This is a genomic window from Bianquea renquensis (genome assembly GCF_014384895.1).
In the GTDB taxonomy this organism is placed as follows: Bacteria; Bacillota; Clostridia; order Lachnospirales; family Bianqueaceae; genus Bianquea; species Bianquea renquensis.
Genome location: NZ_JACRSQ010000004.1, coordinates 183,966 through 203,961, shown reverse-complemented (window position 1 = coordinate 203,961; position 19,996 = coordinate 183,966). Strand labels below are relative to the sequence as shown.

Annotated in this window: 13 protein-coding genes; 3 read left to right on the top strand and 10 right to left on the bottom strand. The window is 49.7% G+C overall.

The features are described from left to right. The first annotated feature begins 251 nt into the window (after positions 1–251). Entirely contained in the window at positions 252–2,063 is a 1,812-nt protein-coding gene (gene typA, locus H8730_RS04720; RefSeq protein WP_249289496.1) for a translational GTPase TypA, read from the top strand. A gap of 149 nt (positions 2,064–2,212) precedes the next feature. Here typA and H8730_RS04715 read toward each other — a convergent pair whose 3' ends face one another. From H8730_RS04715 to H8730_RS04705, 3 genes are read right to left on the bottom strand one after another with little or no spacing between them, the layout of a single operon-like run. Beyond that, a complete protein-coding gene (locus tag H8730_RS04715) occupies positions 2,213–2,629 on the bottom strand; it encodes a GNAT family N-acetyltransferase (protein WP_177719549.1) in 417 nt (138 codons plus the stop codon). 17 nt (positions 2,630–2,646) lie between these two features. Next, on the bottom strand, positions 2,647–3,366 hold the full coding sequence (locus tag H8730_RS04710; protein WP_177719550.1) for a 2-phosphosulfolactate phosphatase: 720 nt from the start codon (positions 3,364–3,366) through the stop codon (positions 2,647–2,649). Continuing rightward, positions 3,344–5,446, bottom strand: coding sequence for a glycoside hydrolase family 2 protein (locus H8730_RS04705; RefSeq protein ID WP_177719551.1), 2,103 nt, complete (start codon positions 5,444–5,446; stop codon positions 3,344–3,346). The genes H8730_RS04710 and H8730_RS04705 overlap by 23 nt, the downstream gene beginning before the upstream one ends. Before the next feature lie 387 nt (positions 5,447–5,833). Here H8730_RS04705 and H8730_RS04700 point away from each other — a divergent pair, with 387 nt between their 5' ends. After that, positions 5,834–6,430 carry a metallophosphoesterase family protein gene (locus H8730_RS04700; RefSeq protein WP_177719552.1) on the top strand — a complete coding sequence of 199 codons (597 nt, stop codon included), beginning with the start codon at positions 5,834–5,836 and terminating at the stop codon, positions 6,428–6,430. Between the two features lie 145 nt (positions 6,431–6,575). On the opposite strand, the gene H8730_RS04695 is transcribed toward H8730_RS04700, so the two are convergent. Next, entirely contained in the window at positions 6,576–8,504 is a 1,929-nt protein-coding gene (locus H8730_RS04695; RefSeq protein ID WP_177719553.1) for a BMP family ABC transporter substrate-binding protein, read from the bottom strand. Positions 8,505–8,846: 342 nt separating this feature from the next. Between H8730_RS04695 and H8730_RS04690 the strand changes: the two genes are divergently transcribed. Further along, positions 8,847–11,180 carry an ATP-dependent Clp protease ATP-binding subunit gene (locus tag H8730_RS04690; RefSeq protein ID WP_177719554.1) on the top strand — a complete coding sequence of 778 codons (2,334 nt, stop codon included), beginning with the start codon at positions 8,847–8,849 and terminating at the stop codon, positions 11,178–11,180. An 80-nt stretch (positions 11,181–11,260) separates the two neighbouring features. On the opposite strand, the gene H8730_RS04685 is transcribed toward H8730_RS04690, so the two are convergent. The 6 genes from H8730_RS04685 to glgD form a co-directional block, all read right to left on the bottom strand. After that, the gene (locus tag H8730_RS04685; RefSeq protein WP_177715780.1) at positions 11,261–12,292 is read right to left on the bottom strand and encodes a sugar kinase; all 1,032 of its coding nucleotides are present in this window, start codon (positions 12,290–12,292) and stop codon (positions 11,261–11,263) included. 128 nt (positions 12,293–12,420) lie between these two features. Then, complete coding sequence (locus H8730_RS04680) at positions 12,421–13,542, bottom strand: hypothetical protein (RefSeq protein WP_177715778.1); 1,122 nt, start codon at positions 13,540–13,542, stop codon at positions 12,421–12,423. A 23-nt stretch (positions 13,543–13,565) separates the two neighbouring features. Beyond that, entirely contained in the window at positions 13,566–14,582 is a 1,017-nt protein-coding gene (locus H8730_RS04675; protein ID WP_177715776.1) for a delta-lactam-biosynthetic de-N-acetylase, read from the bottom strand. A 302-nt stretch (positions 14,583–14,884) separates the two neighbouring features. Further along, a complete protein-coding gene (locus H8730_RS04670; RefSeq protein WP_177715774.1) occupies positions 14,885–17,320 on the bottom strand; it encodes a glycogen/starch/alpha-glucan phosphorylase in 2,436 nt (811 codons plus the stop codon). Between the two features lie 32 nt (positions 17,321–17,352). After that, a complete protein-coding gene (gene glgA / locus H8730_RS04665; protein WP_177715772.1) occupies positions 17,353–18,792 on the bottom strand; it encodes a glycogen synthase GlgA in 1,440 nt (479 codons plus the stop codon). Between the two features lie 76 nt (positions 18,793–18,868). After that, complete coding sequence (gene glgD, locus H8730_RS04660) at positions 18,869–19,990, bottom strand: glucose-1-phosphate adenylyltransferase subunit GlgD (protein ID WP_177715770.1); 1,122 nt, start codon at positions 19,988–19,990, stop codon at positions 18,869–18,871. Positions 19,991–19,996 lie beyond the last annotated feature (6 nt).

Sequence of the window (19,996 nt, the reverse complement as noted above, 5' to 3'; positions counted from 1 at the left end):
GCCATATGTGTGGCCTCCTTTCTGAGAAATAATTTCCCAGATTCAATTCAACCACAAATGACGTATCAAAGTAAATCCCATTTTAAATCCCACTGTGGCACTTACTTTGGGAATTTACATCTACAAATGGTTTGACAGTTTTTTTGTTTCATGCATTGATTACTGTCAGCTTTTGTGGTAAACTAAAGGGTAGGCCAATTTTTAGCTTGCCTGCGAGATTTATTGCCTATAGCCGGAGAGGAGTTTACTGCATGCTAAATCAGAAAAATATACGAAACATCGCCATTATTGCCCACGTAGATCATGGTAAAACAACCTTGGTGGATGCCATGTTAAAACAGAGCGGCATTTTCCGCGAGAATCAAGAAGTTGAGGAGCGGATTATGGACTCCAATGATCTGGAGCGAGAGCGGGGCATCACCATTTTAGCCAAAAATACATCCCTTCACTATGAAAATGTAAAAATCAATATCATCGACACGCCGGGCCATGCAGACTTTGGCGGAGAGGTTGAGCGAAGCCTAAAGATGGCTAACGGCGTTCTACTCTTGGTCGACGCCTTTGAGGGCTGTATGCCACAGACGCGTTTTGTCTTAAAAAAGGCCCTGGATCTGCAGTTGGCACCGGTCATTGTCATCAATAAAGTGGACCGGCCTATGGCGAGACCTCTGGAAGTCGTCGACGAAGTTCTGGAACTTCTTCTGGATTTGGGAGCTTCCGATGAACAGCTGGATTCTCCTGTTGTCTACGCGTCCGCTAAGGATGGCTGGGCTTCACTGGATCCTGAAGAAGAGGGGGCCGATCTGAAGCCATTGTTTGACACGATTTTATCCGCTATTCCTCATCCCGAGGGCGATATGGACGGAGATCTGCAACTTCTCGTCTCCAATATCGATTACGATGGGTATACGGGACGCATCGCAGTGGGCCGCATTGACAGAGGTCAGATTCATAGCGGCGATCAGGCCGTTATCTGCCGGAAGAACGGGACGACAACCTCCATCAAGCTCTCCAATCTCTATGTATTTCAAGATTTGCAGCGCATTGCCGTTGAGGAAGCGGGAGTGGGCGATATCGTAGCCGTCTCCGGCATCAAAGACATCAATATCGGGGAGACAATCTGCTGTCCCTCCAACATTGAACCCCTGCCCTTTGTTGAAATCGATGAGCCTGTTTTGTCCATGACATTCTGCGTCAACAAAAGTCCCTTTGCCGGGCAAGATGGCGATTATGTAACATCCCGCCACCTCCGAGATCGCCTGTTTCGTGAATTGGAATCCAATATCAGCCTGCGCGTGGAGGAGACCGATTCACCGGATGCGTTTGTTGTATCTGGCCGCGGTGAGCTGCATCTATCCGTCCTGATTGAAAACATGCGCCGTCAAGGCTATGAATTTGCCGTTTCTAAACCCCAGGTCATCACAAAAATGGTCAATGGCCAAGTCTGGGAGCCCATCGAAACCTTAACGGTCGATCTGCCCGATGACTATACTGGCGTTCTCATGGAGGGAGCCGGCATCCGAAAAGCTGAGATGTTAAACATGACCCCGACTCAAGGTGGCTATAGCCGTCTCGAATTCTTGATTCCATCCCGCGGTTTGATCGGGTATCGCAGCCAGCTCATGACAGAGACGAAGGGAACCGCGATTATGAATCACGTATTCCATGGCTATGAGCCTTTTAAGGGAGAAATGCAAACCCGCACCCGAGGCTCCCTCATTGCCCACGAGACGGGGGACGCTGTCACATACGGACTCTATAACGCGCAGGACCGAGGCATTCTGTTTATTGGGCCCGGCACAAAAGTCTATGAAGGGATGATTGTCGGTGAGAGTTCCCGCCAGGAAGATATCGTCGTCAACGTCTGCAAAAAAAAGCATGTGACCAACACGCGCTCTGCAACGGCGGATGAGGCACTTCGGCTGACGCCTCCAAAGCCCATGAGTCTGGAGCAATGTTTGGAATTTATATCCGACGATGAATTGGTCGAGATTACCCCCAAAAATATTCGTATGCGCAAGGAAGTGCTGGAAGCGGGTATGCGCGCCAAGGTACGGCGGTAAAATTTCTGCTCATTGGAATCTCACTCCTCTTCGCTTCTTGAAAAATAGGATTAGCCCTATACACTAACAAGTAGAACAAAAGGCCTATGCACAGCTTTCATGATTGTGCATAGGCCTTTTGCCTATGGAATATAATACGGTATGCCAATTTATAGGGTTTTTAGATAGATCAGTTCATCGGCGCTTTGCTCCGGTGGCAGGAAGGCGCCGATTTTTTTATAGCCGAGATTCTCATAGAAAAATTTGGCGGTTTCATCTTCCTGTGTAGAAAGCATTCCATACTGATAGCGCATTCGACGCATGGCATTTTCCCAATGACCCATCATGAGAGTACCATATCCTTTACCCCGATACTCTTCCTCAATATAGAGTCGGTCCAAAAATGGAATTGACTGCCAAAACAGGCTGTATCGCAAGATCCCCACAATGGCGTTGCCATGCTCCTCATCATGTAATACATAGACCAAATTGTTATCAATACACTCTCCAAGCCGGTTCGATGGAATATGGGAATCGTATTTTTTGATTTTCTTTATATCATGTATTGTAGCCAGCTCAACCGTCATTCGGTATCTCCCCCCTGTCAATCAATCCGTATCTCATTCCCATCAAATACAGGGGCTATCTCCAATTGGTTTTTCATGAGACAGTATTCCAGGTCTTCGTGAAATCCCAATCCCTTTAGAACCTGATAATGCTTTGCGTTGTCCAGAACAGCAGGCAGGCTTTCGCCGTATGCCTGATACAGTAACAGCGCATTCCAGCCTAGATCGGCCATCTGAACCTCCTCCTCAGCCATAATCTGTTGAAGCAGCATTCCTGCACATAGAAAATCATCCAGCGAAAACCGGTCTTTCGTGCCAGCGCATACAAGGGCCAGATCTCCGGTTTTCGCCGTGAGCCGCCTCACTGCCGCCTTCCCATTTAGAAATCCGGCACAGCCAATTGTCGCGGCATGGGCGGATTGGCACCCCACCAGCGCTCTCGTCCCGTTGGTCGTTGTCAGAACGATGGTCTTATTCTGTACCGCGTCCTTGGAATATTCCAAGGGAGAGTTTCCAAAATCAAATCCCTCCGGCCGGACCCCACCGCGCTCACCTCCAAGCAGACTGTCCGCACACCGTCTTTTAAGGGCCACGGCTTCCTCCACGGTTTCAACCGGTATAATTCGCTTTGCTCCGTTGTTAAGTGCCGTCACAATAGTCGATGTCGCGCGCAAAACATCCATCACTAAGACATGACGGCCTTCTACAGTTTCTCTGGTGATCGCTGCCGCCGTATCAATGACATCCACCCGCCTCATAGCAAACGCCTCCATCATCTTTTAAGATTGGCTGAATATGGAGATGGCAATCCTTCCCCTTCGTTCTTGCAGGACAGAGATAGAGTCTCCGCTCTACGCCATCCTCCGTCTGAAAATCCTGCAATCGGATCGACATCGCCCGATCGCTTTCAAAATACAGTCCTAAACCCGCTATGTTTGTCACGCTTGCCCATTGGACATTGGATAACCAAATCCCCATTTCATCGCCTACCTGACCGGAATGCCCTGGGCCGGCCGAGCCACAATACTCAACATCCAACCGCTCCATCCATTGGGGTACTGTCAGGCACAGCGCAACCTCACTTTCCTGGCGGCACAACTGGGGTGAAATCCATAGATAGAGACCTCCATCGGGCTGGAATGTCCATTTTGCCTGTCCCGTCTCCACGGGACGGCATCCCGGGGTTCCCAGCGAATATTTCGTCATAAAGTGAAGCTTCTCCGGCCGTTCATCATAGATTTGAACTTCATGGACATTCCAGCCCTGTACCGGTTTCCCATCCTTTTCCCACATAACCATCTCTGGGAAGCGCTGCATCATATTCATTCCCTGATATTGCAACTGCATCGGGGCCCCTCTCCCTAGATGGAAGGTATATAAGATCTCCTCCCCCTCTATATACACGATCCCCTCTGTCTTCCAGATATTGAGCTTTTGCCGGAGGGCTTCTCGGCACCTGTGCCAACCCACTGGCGTCTTCCCTATCCCGTTCGACTCTTCGAGTCTTGTTCTCTCGCTTGGCTGCCAGCTCCGCTCTGCATCCCGGCGCTCCACCCATTCTTCCATAGCTTTGATATTGGCTTTCCCGTCCAACTCTGTGTCCGCACCGGCTCCCCACCCGATGATACACACCTGATTTTTGTCGCGCTCGACCATCCGTGTCATTCGCTCTAAAAAGGCTTCCCGCCAGACCGGGTCGTCGGCGATCTCCCTGCATTCTTCAGGAATCTGAATATCTGCTGACTCGACCACATATAGCCCTATGCGGCTGCACAGCTCCACCAAACGGGGATCCGCGGTTCCCTTAAGAAAAATGGCGGACCGGTTCTGCCTCTTCAAGGCCGATAGCAACCTCCACAGTTCTTCTATCGTTCTGCTATTCTCTGGCTGTAAAATCCCCCACTCCCACTGCTTTTTATCGAAAGGTTCACGGATTCCCACCGTATACGGCAGTGCTTCCTTTCCCTTGCGGATTTGAATCTGATATGTGTAAGGGTCTCGGGGCGACCAAAGCCTTGAGGAAGGCACATGGAGTCGAATCTCGCACGGGCCCTCAGCCTCAACATATTCCGATTGAGAGTCGACAATGGAACCGTCCTGGTCCAATAGAACCGCCTCTACACTTCCCTCTCCATCCGCAGTCACTTCACAGAGAAATTGCGCCTCTCCCATTCCCTTCTCAGCCCGAATCCAAACATCTCGAACATGGCCTTTATGGCGGGCTAACACATAGACATCCCGCACCAGTCCCCAGGGGGCGCCATAGCTTTCCAGATAACTCCCATCACACCATGCGAACACCGCCACGGCGATTCGATTTTTGCCGGATCCCAACCATGGCGTGATCACAAATTCCGAGGGCAAACCGCTGCCCTGGCTATAGCCTACTAAGCTGCCGTTGACCCATAGGAAGCAGCATGAACGGACCCCTTCCAGCACGAAATGAATCTCCCTGTCCTCCGCCCAGGACTTTGGCAACTCAAAATCCCGCACATAGGCCGCCACCGGGGTGTCCCAAGGTATATATGGGGGATCGATGCAAAAAGGCACTGTAGAGTCAGCGCCAATACACGGTATGCCAGAAGGAACCATAGCCACAGCCCAAGCGCTTGTGCTTCCACCTGGGGAGATGAAGTCGCCAGGAAGGGCTCCCCAATTGGGATATACCCGCTGTCGCCATCCCCCGCTGAGACTTCGATAGCAATCGCTGCTCGCCCTTTGCAGTACATCCAATTTCCGGACATCACCTGCCGGAAAGGGAATCGAGTATGCTCCCGCCGGCACCCGGCCACGCGCAAGCCATCTTGGATTTTCCCAATATCGATCTAACTCTATCATAGGCCGCCTCCCCCTTCACTGTACCGTCTCAAGTAACAGGTCCATATACGCTCAGTATACAGGAATTCTTCCAACAATGCAAGATTTTGGCCACATTCCAGCCAACATACTGTCTAAGATAGCGCATCTTGCCTTGTTCTGCGGCGATCCTTTTGCTAATTCGCCTATCCAATGAAATTTTTCAGCAAAAACAGTACAAGACTGTCTCAAATTCGATCCAATCTTTATGAAAAGTGTTATTTTCTCTATTTTTGGTTGTTTTTTACCGCGGAAATGCTATAATATTCACACAAGCAATGATTCGTGAATCCTTCCGGAACTGTAGTATGGCCCGACGCCATGCTATACGTCTGGAAAGGAATGTCAGGGAAAGGGCAGGTAGAATGGATGAAGATACTCGCTTTGGCCGATATGGAATCCAAGGCCTTATGGGATTATTTTGATAGAGATAAGATTCAGGATGTGGATTTGATCCTGTCCTGCGGAGATCTGAAGGCCTCCTACCTCTCGTTTCTGGCGACGATGGTCAAGGTTCCTCTCCTGTACGTCCACGGGAACCATGATACCAACTATAACCGATTTCCCCCTGAAGGCTGCGAGTGCATTGAAGACACTATTTTCGTCCATAATGGAATTCGCATATTGGGATTAGGCGGTTCCTATCGGTATAAGCCCGGCGACTATCAGTATACGGAATCTGAGATGCGCCGCCGCATTTCAAAACTTCGCCTTGCCCTCTGGAAAAATAAGGGGTTCGATATACTTTTGTCCCACGCGCCCGCCTCCGGTATTGGAGATGGGACCGATCTCCCCCACCGCGGATTTGAAACCTTCCTGCACATCATGGAGAAATATGAGCCCCGCTACTTCGTCCACGGCCATGTCCACGCTAATTACAATGCCAGATCCTTTCAGCGCCTGAACCACTACAGGGAAACCACCATCATCAACGCGTACGAAAAATATAAATTTCTCTATGAATGAGGGAGCGGCGCTCCCTACATTTCTGTCCTATAGAAATGTCCGCCGCGAGGGCATAATCCCAAAGTGCCCAAGGTCCTTTCTACAAAAAGAGCGGGAGCCGTCTATGACGTATCGGCTGTTCCCGCTCTTGCTTATTGTACGGCTGTCAATCCTCCATGACGGTAAGGCCCTCCAGCTGAACCAGGGATTTGACGTCTTCCCGCAGTTCCTCAATCGCCGGTATCTTTCCGATGACCGTATCCGTCAGCCAGTTCATGGTAACGATCTTTTCAGTGGAAAGACACTCATCCTCCTTGACCTGGATTTTTCCCTCCTGATCCCGGATATATCCGGTGAAAGGATCCATCTCCCCTGATATGACGGTCCTCTTTAAAAAGCTGAGCAGATGTTTCGTCCCCTCCGGCAGATTCTGTGAACAGACGAGATCGACGACGCCAGCCGACATTCCCCACCAGTAATTGATCGCCTTGCTCCCGTCCACGTAGTCCTCATCATTCCAGGACCCGCTGAGAATGCTGCGAATCAGCTTTTCGTAGAACTTCCCCCAATGCCACATGGGCATGGCGATATTCGTCAGGGTATCTTGGTCCACCCTGTACAGTCCAAATTTTCGGGATGCGTTGCCGGGCGTGATCAAATCCTGATTTGAGATAAAATCCACCTCCATCTTCTGCATACGCTCTGTGATGGAGCCTCCATCCTTTAACGTGGACCATTCCAGATAGATCTTCGCACGAGGGTTGACAAGACGCGCACCGAGAGCGAAAGCATTGATATTGGCAATCATTCCGGATATGGGATAATCCGCTACATACCCGATTCGATCTGTTCTCGTCAGACATCCCGCAATGGCGCCCGTCAGAAATTTTGGCTCATACATCCTGCCGTAATAGGTCCGCAGATATCGATAAGACATATTCACTGAACAATTTAAAAATTTGATCTCGGGATGTTTGATCGCCGCTTTTAGGCTGGACTCCACCAATTGCGGGGTTGTTGTAAAAATAACATCAAAACCACTGTCCGCCATCTCTTCCAGCACTTGGTCCGGACCTTTGGGATTGCTGAAAATATTATCCACGCAGTAGGTCTCCACCTGATCCGCAAACACCTCATCCACATGCATACGGCCGAGCTCGTGTCCGTAGGTCCAGCTTGATGATTCCCGGTCCTTATCGTGAACAAAACCGACCTTCAGTTTTGTCTTCTTCGAGCTGCCGGACAGGAAATTAAACAGCCCCTTTTTATTTGGCTCTTCAATGGGATGGGTGACCAGCCCTACCGGCTTCTCTTCCGTCTGCAGACAGATCTCGTCCCACATCTTAGCTACATCGTCCATCAGCTGCGCATGGCTCTTCTCCAGCAGTCCCTCATACCCAAATACCTTCAGGTATTCTAACATGGCGTCCCCTGTGGATATCGAAAGCTTTCTCCCGCCTCTGGCGGCATAAGCCTTGCGGAAGCGGTAGTAGGCTGAGCGAAAGTCTCTGGAGAATTCCTGATCCCAGTCGGACTTTTTTGTCTTTTGCAGGATATCCAGCAGCTTTTGAAAATTGCCCTCTTTCGTAAACCAGACATAATTGATTCCGGTTATCCGATAAAAATCCAAAAACTCAAAATAGATCTTTGATTCTAAGGTATCCGTTCTTCGCGGCACAATCCGGGTGACATGCGCCGCAATGGACACAGCATCGAAATATTTCAGGACGCTGACCCTCTTGTTTCCTTCCACAACATAGAAGCGATTCATAAATTCATAGCATTTGATCGGATCTCGGATCCCCTCTTCAATATGAATATCGCATAAACTTGCCCATTTTCTGGCAAACTCTGTATCTTCGTCCAGAAGCGGCATATAATTTCTTGCAAAGGCTGTTCCCCTTGAGCGTCCATTCGTCCCCACGATTTTGTCCATGGGAACCTGCACATCCCCTATGGTGATTTCGGATTCCACATCCACATTGGATGTGATCTCCTCCAGCACCTGCAAATATGGGTATATGCCCTGTGACAGATTGCTCTGATACTCTTTTCGTCCCATTTTTAGCGCTTTTTTATAATCTTCTATCGCCATACCAGAAAACCTCCTCCACTTTTAATCGCTGCCTCGCCACTCTCATGCACCCTTACATATTATAGCATTCTTGCCCTTCTATTTCAATCAATATTCCGTAAAGTTTCTATGGCAAGAACAATGCACTGCTCTATCCGCCGCCTAGACCCGATCGCCACCCTGCCAGCTCCACTTATGAATAAATTGTGAAAACTCAAATTTCTATGTAAAATGCTTGAATTTATGAATCGAAGCAAGTATAATGAAAGAGGGCGCGATGGTTGTATGACGATCTGTTTAGCAGGTCTATAAACAGTAAGAGAGCCGGTGACAATCCTCAGCGCCACTAGAGGGAGTGATGGTATGTTATGTCAAATATGTAAAAAAAATATAGCTGTTGTCATGGTCAACATTATGAAGGATGGACACAATACGCAGATGGCTTTGTGCCTTAACTGTGCCCAAAAACAGGGGATCACTCTGCAAAATCTCATGAATCAGAGCGGCCTGAATGAAAAGGATATCGAGAATCTCAATCAGCAGATGACGGATATGCTGGAAAATATGGACCTGGAGAATAACCCGGACGCGCTGTCACAGATGATGCCGCCGGGTTTGATGGAGATGCTCACAGGCGCCTCCCCAAGCGGTGACCAGGATGACGAGGAAGCGGGTGAGGACGAAGACGCGCTTATGACGATGGTGGATCAACAGTCGGCTTCCCCACAGCCCACATCTGGGCGGACTTCTCAGACTCCTCCGAAACAGCGCACGGAGAAGCTAAAGAACCTGATGAAGTTCGGCATCAATATGACGGATCAGGCATCCAAGGGGCAGATCGACAATATCATTGGCCGCGATGCCGAAATCCAGCGGCTGATGCAGATCCTCAACCGGCGGACGAAGAACAATCCGATTCTGTTGGGTGAGCCTGGCGTCGGCAAGACGGCCATCGCGGAGGGCCTCGCTCTCCGGATTGCACGCCGGGACGTCCCCGTCAAGTTATTGGACAAGGAAGTATTCTGGCTCGATATGACCGGACTTGTGGCGGGCACCCAATTTCGAGGGCAATTTGAGGGACGGATGAAAGCCATCATCAATGAAGTCGTCAGCGCTGGCAACGTCATCCTTGTCATCGATGAGGTTCACAACCTTGTTGGGGCCGGCGATGCCCAGAACTCCATGAATGCCGCCAATATCTTAAAACCCGCCCTTGCCAAGGGGCAGATTCAGATCATTGGCACGACGACGCTGGAAGAATATCGAAAATATATCGAAAAGGATTCTGCGCTGGAACGCCGTTTTCAGCCCATCATTGTGGATGAGCCGACGCCGCAGGATACGGTTGCGATCATAAAGGGAATTCGCGAGCACTATGAAACCTATCACAATGTAACGATCCCGGATTCCGTGATTGAGGACGCCGTCATGCTATCGCAGCGGTACATCCATCAGAGGTTTCTTCCTGATAAGGCCATCGACGTCATCGACGAGGCGGCCTCCAAGGTTAATCTTCAGAATACCGGCCTCGTGGATCTGGAAAACCTTCGCTCCCAGCTGGCCAAAGTCCAGCAGGAGAAGGAAGAGGCCGCCTCCAAGGACGACTTTGAGACGGCAGCGAAGTGCCGCGTCGAAGAAATCCGCCTGGAAGAGGAGATTAAAGACAAGCAGATCTCCTGTACCCATGTCCCGTTGACGTATGACGATATCGCACAGGTGGTCGAATCCTGGACCAAAATCCCGGTGCAAAAACTCACCAGTGAGGAAGCGGATAAGCTGCTGCACCTGGAAGAACGCCTGCATCAGCGCGTCATAGGACAGGAGGCGGCCGTATCCGCCCTGTCCCGCGCGATCCGCCGGAATCGTTCTGGCTTCCGAAAGGAAAAGAAACCGGCCTCTTTCATCTTTGCCGGTCCCACTGGGGTCGGTAAGACGGAGCTGGTCAAGACGCTGGCACAGGAACTTTTTGGCACGGAGGACGCACTGATCCGAATTGATATGTCTGAGTATATGGAGAAACACACAGTCTCGAAGCTGATCGGCGCACCCCCAGGCTATGTGGGCTATGATCAGGGTGGTCAGCTTACAGAGAAGGTCCGCCGGCGTCCGTACTGCGTGATTCTGTTGGATGAAATCGAGAAGGCCCATGCCGACGTCTTCAATATGCTCTTGCAGATTCTGGACGACGGAAGACTCACCGACAGCCAGGGGCTTGTGGTCAATTTTGAAAACACGATTATCGTCATGACGACGAACGCCGGCGCCAGCTTCAAAAATAATGGTCTCGGATTTAACAGCGATGACCACGTTGCCCTATCCGAACGGATTCAAAGCGCGCTCAAGGAATTTTTCCGGCCAGAATTTCTCAATCGAATCGACGAGATCATCACCTTCGAGCCCCTCACAAAGCCACAACTTCGCCGGATCGTGGATCTGATGCTAAAGGATGTATATCGCTCCGGCCAATATCAGAACATCCACATCGAAGTGGCGGACGAGGTCAAAGAGTATCTTGCCGAGACGGGCTATGATGCAAAATATGGCGCCCGTCCTCTTCGCCGGCTGATTCAGCGGACCATCGAGGATGAGATTGCGGAAGCTTTTCTCCGGGGAGAGATTGGCGCCGGGGATGCCATTGTTCTGTATTTACGTCAAGATCACAGGATTGAAATCGAAAAAAAGGCGGAACTCGTGTGAAGAATCCCCGAACATTAGGATAAAAAAGAGACGAGGCAGTGTACTCACTGCTGCCTCGTCTCTTTTTTGAACCCTTACGTTTACCGTTGGACACGGCCGGAGCCGTCGCCTTTCATCAAATTCTTAACTTCATCTGCGGATACGAGATTGAAATCCCCTTCAATGGAATGCTTCAGACAGGAGGCCGCCGTCGCGAATTCGATACACTCCTGATTCTCATATGCTGACAGAAGGGCGTATATCAATCCTCCGCCGAAGCTGTCACCACCGCCAACGCGGTCTACGATCGTCATATTGTATTTTTTCGACTTATAGAAGGCGTCAAGTTCACTGTCATACAGCATTGCCGCCCAGTTGTTGACGGAGGCTGAAATACTCTCTCGCAAGGTGATGGCCACCTTTTTAAACCCAAAACGCGCGACAAGCTGTTTTGCCACGTCTTTATATCCTTCATCGCTCAATTCTCCGCCGGTGATATCCGTGTTTGCCGCTTTGATGCCGAACACTTTCTCCGCATCCTCCTCGTTGGCGATGAGGACATCGACATACTCCATCAGCTGTCCCATGACCTGGCCAGCCTTTTCACTGGACCAAAGCTTTTTGCGGAAATTCAAGTCACAGCTGACGGAAACTCCGTGAGCCTTCGCCGCTCTGCACGCATCCAGCGTCAGCTGTGCGCATCCATCGGACAATGCCGGCGTAATTCCGGTAAAGTGGAACCACGCAGCGCCGTCAAAGATAGCGTCCCATTGGAAATCCTCCGCCTGCGCTCCCGCAATGGATGAGTGAGAGCGGTCATATACCACATTGGACGCTCTCTGGGAAGCTCCCTTCTCGACGAAGTAAATGCCAAGGCGTTCCCCTCCTCGCGCAATGTAAGACGTGTCAACGCCATACTTGCGCAGAGAAGCGATGCAAGCGTCCCCTAAAGGATTTTTAGGGAGCTTCGTCACAAAGTATGGGGCAAAGCCATAGTTGGCAAGGGATACAGCGACATTGGCCTCTCCCCCCCCAAAAATCATTTCCAGACTGCCGGCCTGTACAAAACGCTGGTACCCCGGCGTCTGCAAGCGCATCATAATCTCACCAAATGTCACAACTTTTTTCGACATTCTTTGGATCTTCCTTTCTTAAGTAGATGTGGAGGCTCTTCCGTATGTTTCGAACCTACTCCGCTCTAGTATACTACGTTCTTTCCATTTTTTCAAGGAAAATAAATTCGCTACACGCGACTTCGCTCTCAAGATTTTGTTTGCTGATCCATGGACTCGCCCTTCTGATAGAGCTGCATTGCTCTGGATTCGGTAAACTCTGTCCAAAGATTTTCATTTAGCTCAAGAAGATAGTAGTTGATTTTATCACAGCGCTGTAGGATCGCCTCCGGATCTTTTCTCTGCTCCGCATTCATCCCAAAAATCTTGCCGAAGCTCTCATACTCCTCCACCCGATCCCTCTCCAGCTCCTGTATCACCTGATTCAGATGATTCATCAAATATAGTGCAATCAGTTCCTGGAAATCTTCCTGATACGTAGTCCAGTAGGCTTCATCGCCCAGCTCATTTTCCGCCGCCAAAACCCGCCGCCCCGTATATTCCGTACACAGGTCGCAGACGTACTCAAATTGGTCAATGGCAAAATCCCCGTCCGGAATCAAGACCCCGTCGTCCCGTTCCGCTACTTGATCCTCTTCGCCATCCTCCAGCACCCCAAATTCATCCTCCAACTGCTCCAATCGATACCGGCGGCCGTAGTGTATAGCCTGATAAAACTTAACCGCCAGTATATCCCAAAGCTGCTCTCTCGAAAAGCCTTTTTGGTAGGCAAGGATAAAGTCCCTCTCATCAAAGAGGATTCCTTTGTCGTTCCGATACCGAGCGAGGGCCGCCTCCCCTTGCTTGTACGCCTTTTGGGGTGACAATGTAAAGACCTTCTCAATAAAGCGCTGCTTTAGCCGGTCATAGGCCTCAAAGGCCCCAGGATAAAATTCCTCGATCTGCTCCTCGTGAAGGTATGGCTGTGCTAGCACAATTCCCCTCTTCCGTAAGTCTTCCAGTATCGGGTGGGTGAATTCCTGCTGAATCCGTTGGATGACGTGATCTTCCACCGCCTCGAAGTAATCCTCCAGCGCCATCCCCAACGTATTTTTCATATCCAGCAAAATATCGTCTTCCTCGGGGGTTAACTCCTCCGACTCTGCGGCAAAATACGCTACAAAACTCTCGTATTCCCATAGCATTCGGCGGAAGACTCCATGGGAGACCGCCAGATCCTCGATCGTTTCATAAAACCGACTCGCGATCTCACATAGAACTTCTTCCTGTGAAATCGAATCTAAAAATAATTTCTCAATTGTATCTTCCATTTTCCTCTCATCCTTTGTCGTCATTACTTTGAATCCCACGTTGCAAAGGTGTACCCCTTTGCCCGGACTTGATCAATAAAATCTCCTAAAATCTCCGCGTTCGTTTTACTCACGGCGTGAAGCAGATAAATTGCCCCTGGATGTGCGGCCTCCACTGTTTTCTCCAGCGCTGATGCTGGGTCCGGTTGATTGTCAGGATCCCAATCCTTGTAAGCGTAACTCCACAGCACCGTTTGATACCCAACCGATTGGGTCAATGCCAGAACCCTTGGACTGAAAGCCCCCTCTGGATTTCGGAACAGATACATGTCATACTGAAAATTTTCTTTGACATACTCATGCAATCCCTGAATTTCTTCCATTCCTTTTTCCACCGAAACCTCCGTCATATTGGGATGATGCACCGTATGATTGCCCACCACATGACCTTCCTCTATCATTCGCTGAATCAAGTCCGGATCTTCCTTTACATAGGGCATAGTCACGAAAAAGACAGCGCTGACCTGTTTTTCTTGTAAGACATCCAGAATTGCAGCGGTATATCCATTTTCGTATCCCTCATCAAAGGTAAGATAGACTTTCGGCTCATCCTTCTGTATAAACCAGGCGTCATATTGTCCGTATTTCTCCTGGAGCTGGACACACGCTGTCGGCCGGTTTTTGTCGTCAACGTTCTTTCCCGGTCCCCATGTCTCCTGTTTTCCATCTAAGCTCTGAATCTCCTCCACGCTTAGCGCAGCGCTGTCAGATGAATTTTCCTGGGTCAGAGATTCCTCCGGCAGTGGCGCCTCACTGCCCTCTGTCACTGGCGCAGTCTCAGACTCATTCGCATCAGACTCTTCCGATGACTCTTCCTGGGACTCCTCGGTGGAATTCTCTGCGCTTTCCTCTTCGATAGAATTGTCCAAGAGATGGGAATCAAAATCCGACGCGGAATCCGGGGAAGAGTTTCCCTCGTATCCTGATTCTTTCTCCCTCTTACAGCTGACTGTGGACAGAACAAGGGTCAGAAGTAAGAGCAACGCCAAATACTTTTTCATGCTATTCCTTTCCTCCATTTGCTATATGATTTCAGACATGTTAATCTCCATTCTGGAGCGTTAGCGACGGCGCGAAGAGAAATTCGCGAAGGCGATTTCTCTTCTGCCCCCCGAGCTATTTGTGACGCTCCGGCACAAATAGCCGTGTGAAAAATAAGCGATCAAGCTTATTTTTCACACTACCGTCCACCCGCAATGAACCGCACACGGATAGTATTCACGGAGAAGAGACTCTCTATACCTTCATCGTATGTAAGCAGGAAAGCCCGGCAGACAAGAGGCTACCCGGCTTTCAAGTGTTTCTATCTGCCTAAATCTGTCAAATTCCAGATTTTTTCATTGTATTCTTGTATCGAGCGGTCGGCGGCAAATACCCCCGAGTGCGCCACATTCAAGATTGCCTTTTCATTCCAGGCATCCTGATTGGAATACACCCGATCCACCTCACGCTGCGCCCGGCAATATTCTTCGAAATCAGCCAGAACCAGATACGGATCCGCCTGGGAACCGTTGGCGCTGATGAGCAGAGAGTTTGCGATATCGACAAAGGGGACACTTCTACCGCCAGGCCTGCCGATGCCCTGCATGATCGCGCCGAGAATCCGAGCGATCCATGGGTTCGACTGATAATAACTCATGGGCTGATATCCCTGCTTGAGCAGCTGCTCCACCTCGTCAGCCTTAAGTCCAAATAGGAACATGTTGGCCTCCCCCACAGCCTCGCAGATCTCCACATTGGCTCCATCCAGAGTCCCGATTGTCAGAGCGCCGTTCATCATAAATTTCATGTTTCCTGTGCCGGATGCTTCCCTGCCAGCCACAGAAATTTGCTCGCTGACATCCGCAGCTGGCATCAAAATTTCAGCGATGCTGACTTTATAGTCCTCCAAAAAGACAACTTTCATATGGTTCTGCACCACAGGGTCATGATTCACCATATCCGCTACCGCGTGTATCAGCCGAATAATCTGTTTTGCCATATAATAGCCTGGCGCCGCCTTTGCGCCAAAAATAAAGGTTCTGGAAGGGCGTTGGAGCGACGGGTTATCCTTGTACTCAAAATACATTTTGATGATCTGCATGATGTTTAACAGCTGCCGCTTGTACTCGTGCAGGCGCTTTGCCTGTACGTCGAAAATCGAATTCGTGTCAACGTCGATCCCGTTATGTTCCTGAATGTATGCGGCCAATCGCTCTTTATTCCGCTTCTTAACCTCCAGAAACTTCTGGCGAACGGACGCATCTTTGGCAAACGGTGCGAACGTACAGAGCTCTTCCGCGTTCCGCAGAAAACCATCGCCAATGCAATCTCGGATTAGCGACGTTAACGGCTCATTGGCCTGTCCCAGCCATCTCCGATACGCGATGCCATTGGTCACGTTTGTAAACTTATCAGGGGATACCACATAAAAATCATGAAACACCTTGTCCTTCAAAATCTGGGAATGCAGCGCCGATACTCCATTGACGGAGAAAGAGCCGGCAATGCTGAGATTCGCCATCCGCACTTCATCGTAGGCCACGATCGCCATAGAAGAGATCTTATCCCAGTTATTAGGAAAGTACTTCCACAAGCTATCACAGAACCGGCGGTTGATTTCGACGATAATCTGATGGATTCGAGGCAGAATTCTCTTAATCAAAGCTTCTGGCCATCGTTCCAGCGCCTCGCTCATTACCGTGTGATTGGTGTACGCCACTGAATGTGTTGTGATCTCCCACGCGGCATCCCATGTCAGTCCGTGGTCATCCATCATGATACGCATCATCTCGGGGATAACCATCGCCGGATGCGTATCATTAATCTGGATCACAACCCGGTCCGGCAGGTTATCCAGCCGGCCGTATGTCTCCATGTGCTTCTTAATAATGCTTTGAATCGATGCGGAGACGAAAAAGTACTGCTGCTTGATACGCAGCGATTTGCCCTCCGGATGCTTATCCTCAGGATATAAAATCTTCGAGATCACCTCTGCGCTGGCCTGCTGCTCTATCGCCTTCAAATACTCGCCTTCGCTGAAGAGGTGCATGTCCATGGAATAGGGCGATTTTGCTTGCCACAAGCGCAGCGTGTTAACCGTCTCGGAACCGTATCCTGAAATGAGCATATCATAGGGCTCCGCATTCACCCGCGTATAATTTCGATGTTGGATTCTCAGATGGTCGCCGTCCCAGCTCTCCTCAATTTCTCCGTCAAAGCGAATCTCCACCGTCTCGTCCGGCTTGGCCACGAGCCAGCAGGAACCTGAATCCAGCCAGCTATCGGGGAGTTCCGTCTGTTGTCCCTCCACAATCCGCTGCTTAAAGATTCCGTATTCATATAAAATGCTGTAACCAGTCGCGGGAAGGTGTTGGGCGGACAGAGCGTCCATATAACAGGCGGCCAGCCTACCTAACCCCCCATTTCCTAACGCTGCATCCTCTTCAATGTCTTCAAGGGCCTTCAAATCCATTCCCATCTCTTGGAGAACCTGCTGAAACACGTCTGTCATAGATAGGTTGTAGATATTGTTTTTTAGCGACTTGCCAAGCAAAAATTCCATGGACAGATAGCAAACCTGCTTCGCTTTCTTTGCTTCCATTTCCTCCTGAGTCGCGCTCCACTTCTCCATCAGGATATCACGCACCACCATAGCGCAGGCATGATAAACCTGATTTTTAGTTGCCTCGCTGGCTGTGACACCATAGTGGCGCTGTAGCTTGCCCTCGAGTAGACTTTTCAGTTCCTTTTTCTTCATACAATCGATCCTTTCTTTCCCACCACTGCAAATCAGCGTTTATTCGCGAGCTTGCGGTACAGACTGAGATACTCTCTTGCCGGAACGTCCCAGCTGAAATCCTCCTTCATCGCATTATCCGTCAACTGCTGCCACTGCTCATTCTGATGATAGGTCTCGATCGCCTGCCGAATGACATACAGCATATCCCACGCATTGTAATTTTGGAATGTGAAGCCACAGCCAGATCCTTCCCACGATATATATGGCTGGACCGTATCTTTAAGTCCGCCTGTCTCACGGACAATGGGGATCGTTCCATACCGCATGGCGATCATCTGAGAAAGCCCACACGGCTCGCTTTTGGATGGCATTAAGAACATGTCCGCTCCCCCATAGATTTTCTGTGCCAAATCAGAATTAAAGGTGATGTTGGCGGATACTTTGCTGGGATAATTTTGCTTCGCTCTGCGAACCATCTCCTCATATTTCCAATCGCCGGTGCCCAAAATCACCAATTGGATGTCCTCGTTAAGAATCTCCGGCAAAACCGTTGCAATCAGATCCAAGCCCTTATGATCCACTAGACGTGTCACCATGGCGATCACCGGCACATGAGGATTCTCCGGCAAATTCAAAAGTGTTTGCAAGTTTGCCTTGTTTACCGCTTTTCCAGTTCTATCCTCTGCACTGTAATTCTGGAACAGGGCAGGGTCGGTTTCCGGGTTGTAAAGATTGGTGTCAATCCCATTGATGATGCCACTCAGTTTTGCCTGCTGGTCGCGCAATATTCCATGAAGTCCGTGTCCATAAAATTCATACTGGATCTCCTGGGCGTAGGATGGGCTGACCGTGGTAATCCAGTCGGACGCTAAAATGCCAGTCTTGAGAAAATTGACACACCCGTCGAATTCAATATAGCCGTTGTCAAATTCCTCTTTTGAGATTCCTAGCACATACTCCGTAACATCCCGGGGGAAAATTCCCTGATACTGAATGTTATGTATGGTCAAAACCACACGTAAATTTTCATAACATCCGCCCGCCTGCCGATAGAAATAATTGAGATACATGGGAATTAACGCTGTCTGCCAATCATTGCAATGGATGACGTCGGGCTCAAAATCCAAGTATTGCAGAATCTCCAGGGATGCTTTTGAGAAGAAGGCAAATCGCTCTGCATCATCAAAATGTCCGTAGATCCCTTTACGCCCAAAATAGTACTTATTATCCAAAAGATAGTAGGTAATTCCTCCCATTTTAGCCTCGTAGATGCCGCAATATTGACTTCTCCATGCCAGTGGCACCCAGATTTCCTGAAGGAATGTCAGCTTATCCTTCAATTCCTGCTTGATCTCCTGATACAGTGGCATAACGACACGAACACCCACAAGCTTTTTGCGGAGTGCCAGCGGCAGTGCGCCGGCCACATCGCCCAACCCACCTGATTTCATAAAAGGAACTGCCTCTGGTGTGACAAATAATACTTTCATCCGAATCCTCCATTCCGAATCGCGTTAGCTAAATCCTCCTATTCTATACGTTGACAAGTGCACAGGATACTCGCAATTATACCACACTTCCCTTAGCCAATACCATGGGAAATAATTCAAATCCAAAAAGTTTGCGGTTCTCGCGGATCACGACATCCTTATCCGATATAACATAGTTGAGCTGCGTATTCGCTTGTATCTCGCAGTCCTGCATGATGATGGAGTTGCTGATCTTAGCGCCTTTTCGTACCCGGACGCCCCGGAAGAGTATGGAATTTTCAACGGTCCCTTCAATGACACACCCATCAGCCAGCAGGGAATTGCGTACGTCGCTGGAGTTGCGATACAGGGTCGGAACCTCGTCGCGAATCTTCGTAAAAATTTGATTCCCCTTATAGAATAACTCCATGCGCAGACTTTCATTCAAAAGATCCATGTTCGCCTGATAGTACGCCGCCACTGAGTCAATGCGCGCGTAATAACCCTTATACTCATACCCGTAAATCTTCAGATCATGCAGCTTCCTCTGGAGAACATCCCGCTTGAAGCTATATAGATTATGGCTGACACACTCCTGAACAAGGGATTCCAGCAGGGATTTGCTAATGATGACTTGCCCCATACTGAGGTTAATCCGCCCTACGGCCGGGTTGATGGTGACATCTGTTACATGGCCGTCATCATCGACATCGAGAAAACAGGAGTCCGCATAGGCCTGCTGCCCATAGCTGCCTTTTTTGTAAAAAAGCGTAATATCGGCTTTCTTTTGCTTATGGAACTCTAAGGCCTCGTCAAAGGTTAGATTGCAGATACAGTCTGCGTCGGACATTATCACATACTCGCTGGTGGACCGGCGGATAAATGTACCTGCGTTATTCATGGCTTCCATGCGTCCCCGATAATTCGCCGCACCATAGTCTTCAACCTGAGAGAAGGGAGGAAGAATGTACAGTCCATCCCGCTTACGGCTTAGATCCCACTCTTTGCCGGTGCCCAGGTGGTCCATCAGGGACTGGTAATTGTTGCGGGTGATAATTCCAACCTTCGTGACCCCGGAATTCACCAGATTGGACAGGGCAAAATCAACGATGCGGTAACGGCCGCCATAGGGAATGGACGCCACCGCCCGTTTCTGCGTCAGCGATTTCAAAGCCTCATCGTTTTTATACGTAAAAATGATTCCCATCGTGTCTTTCATCGTGAA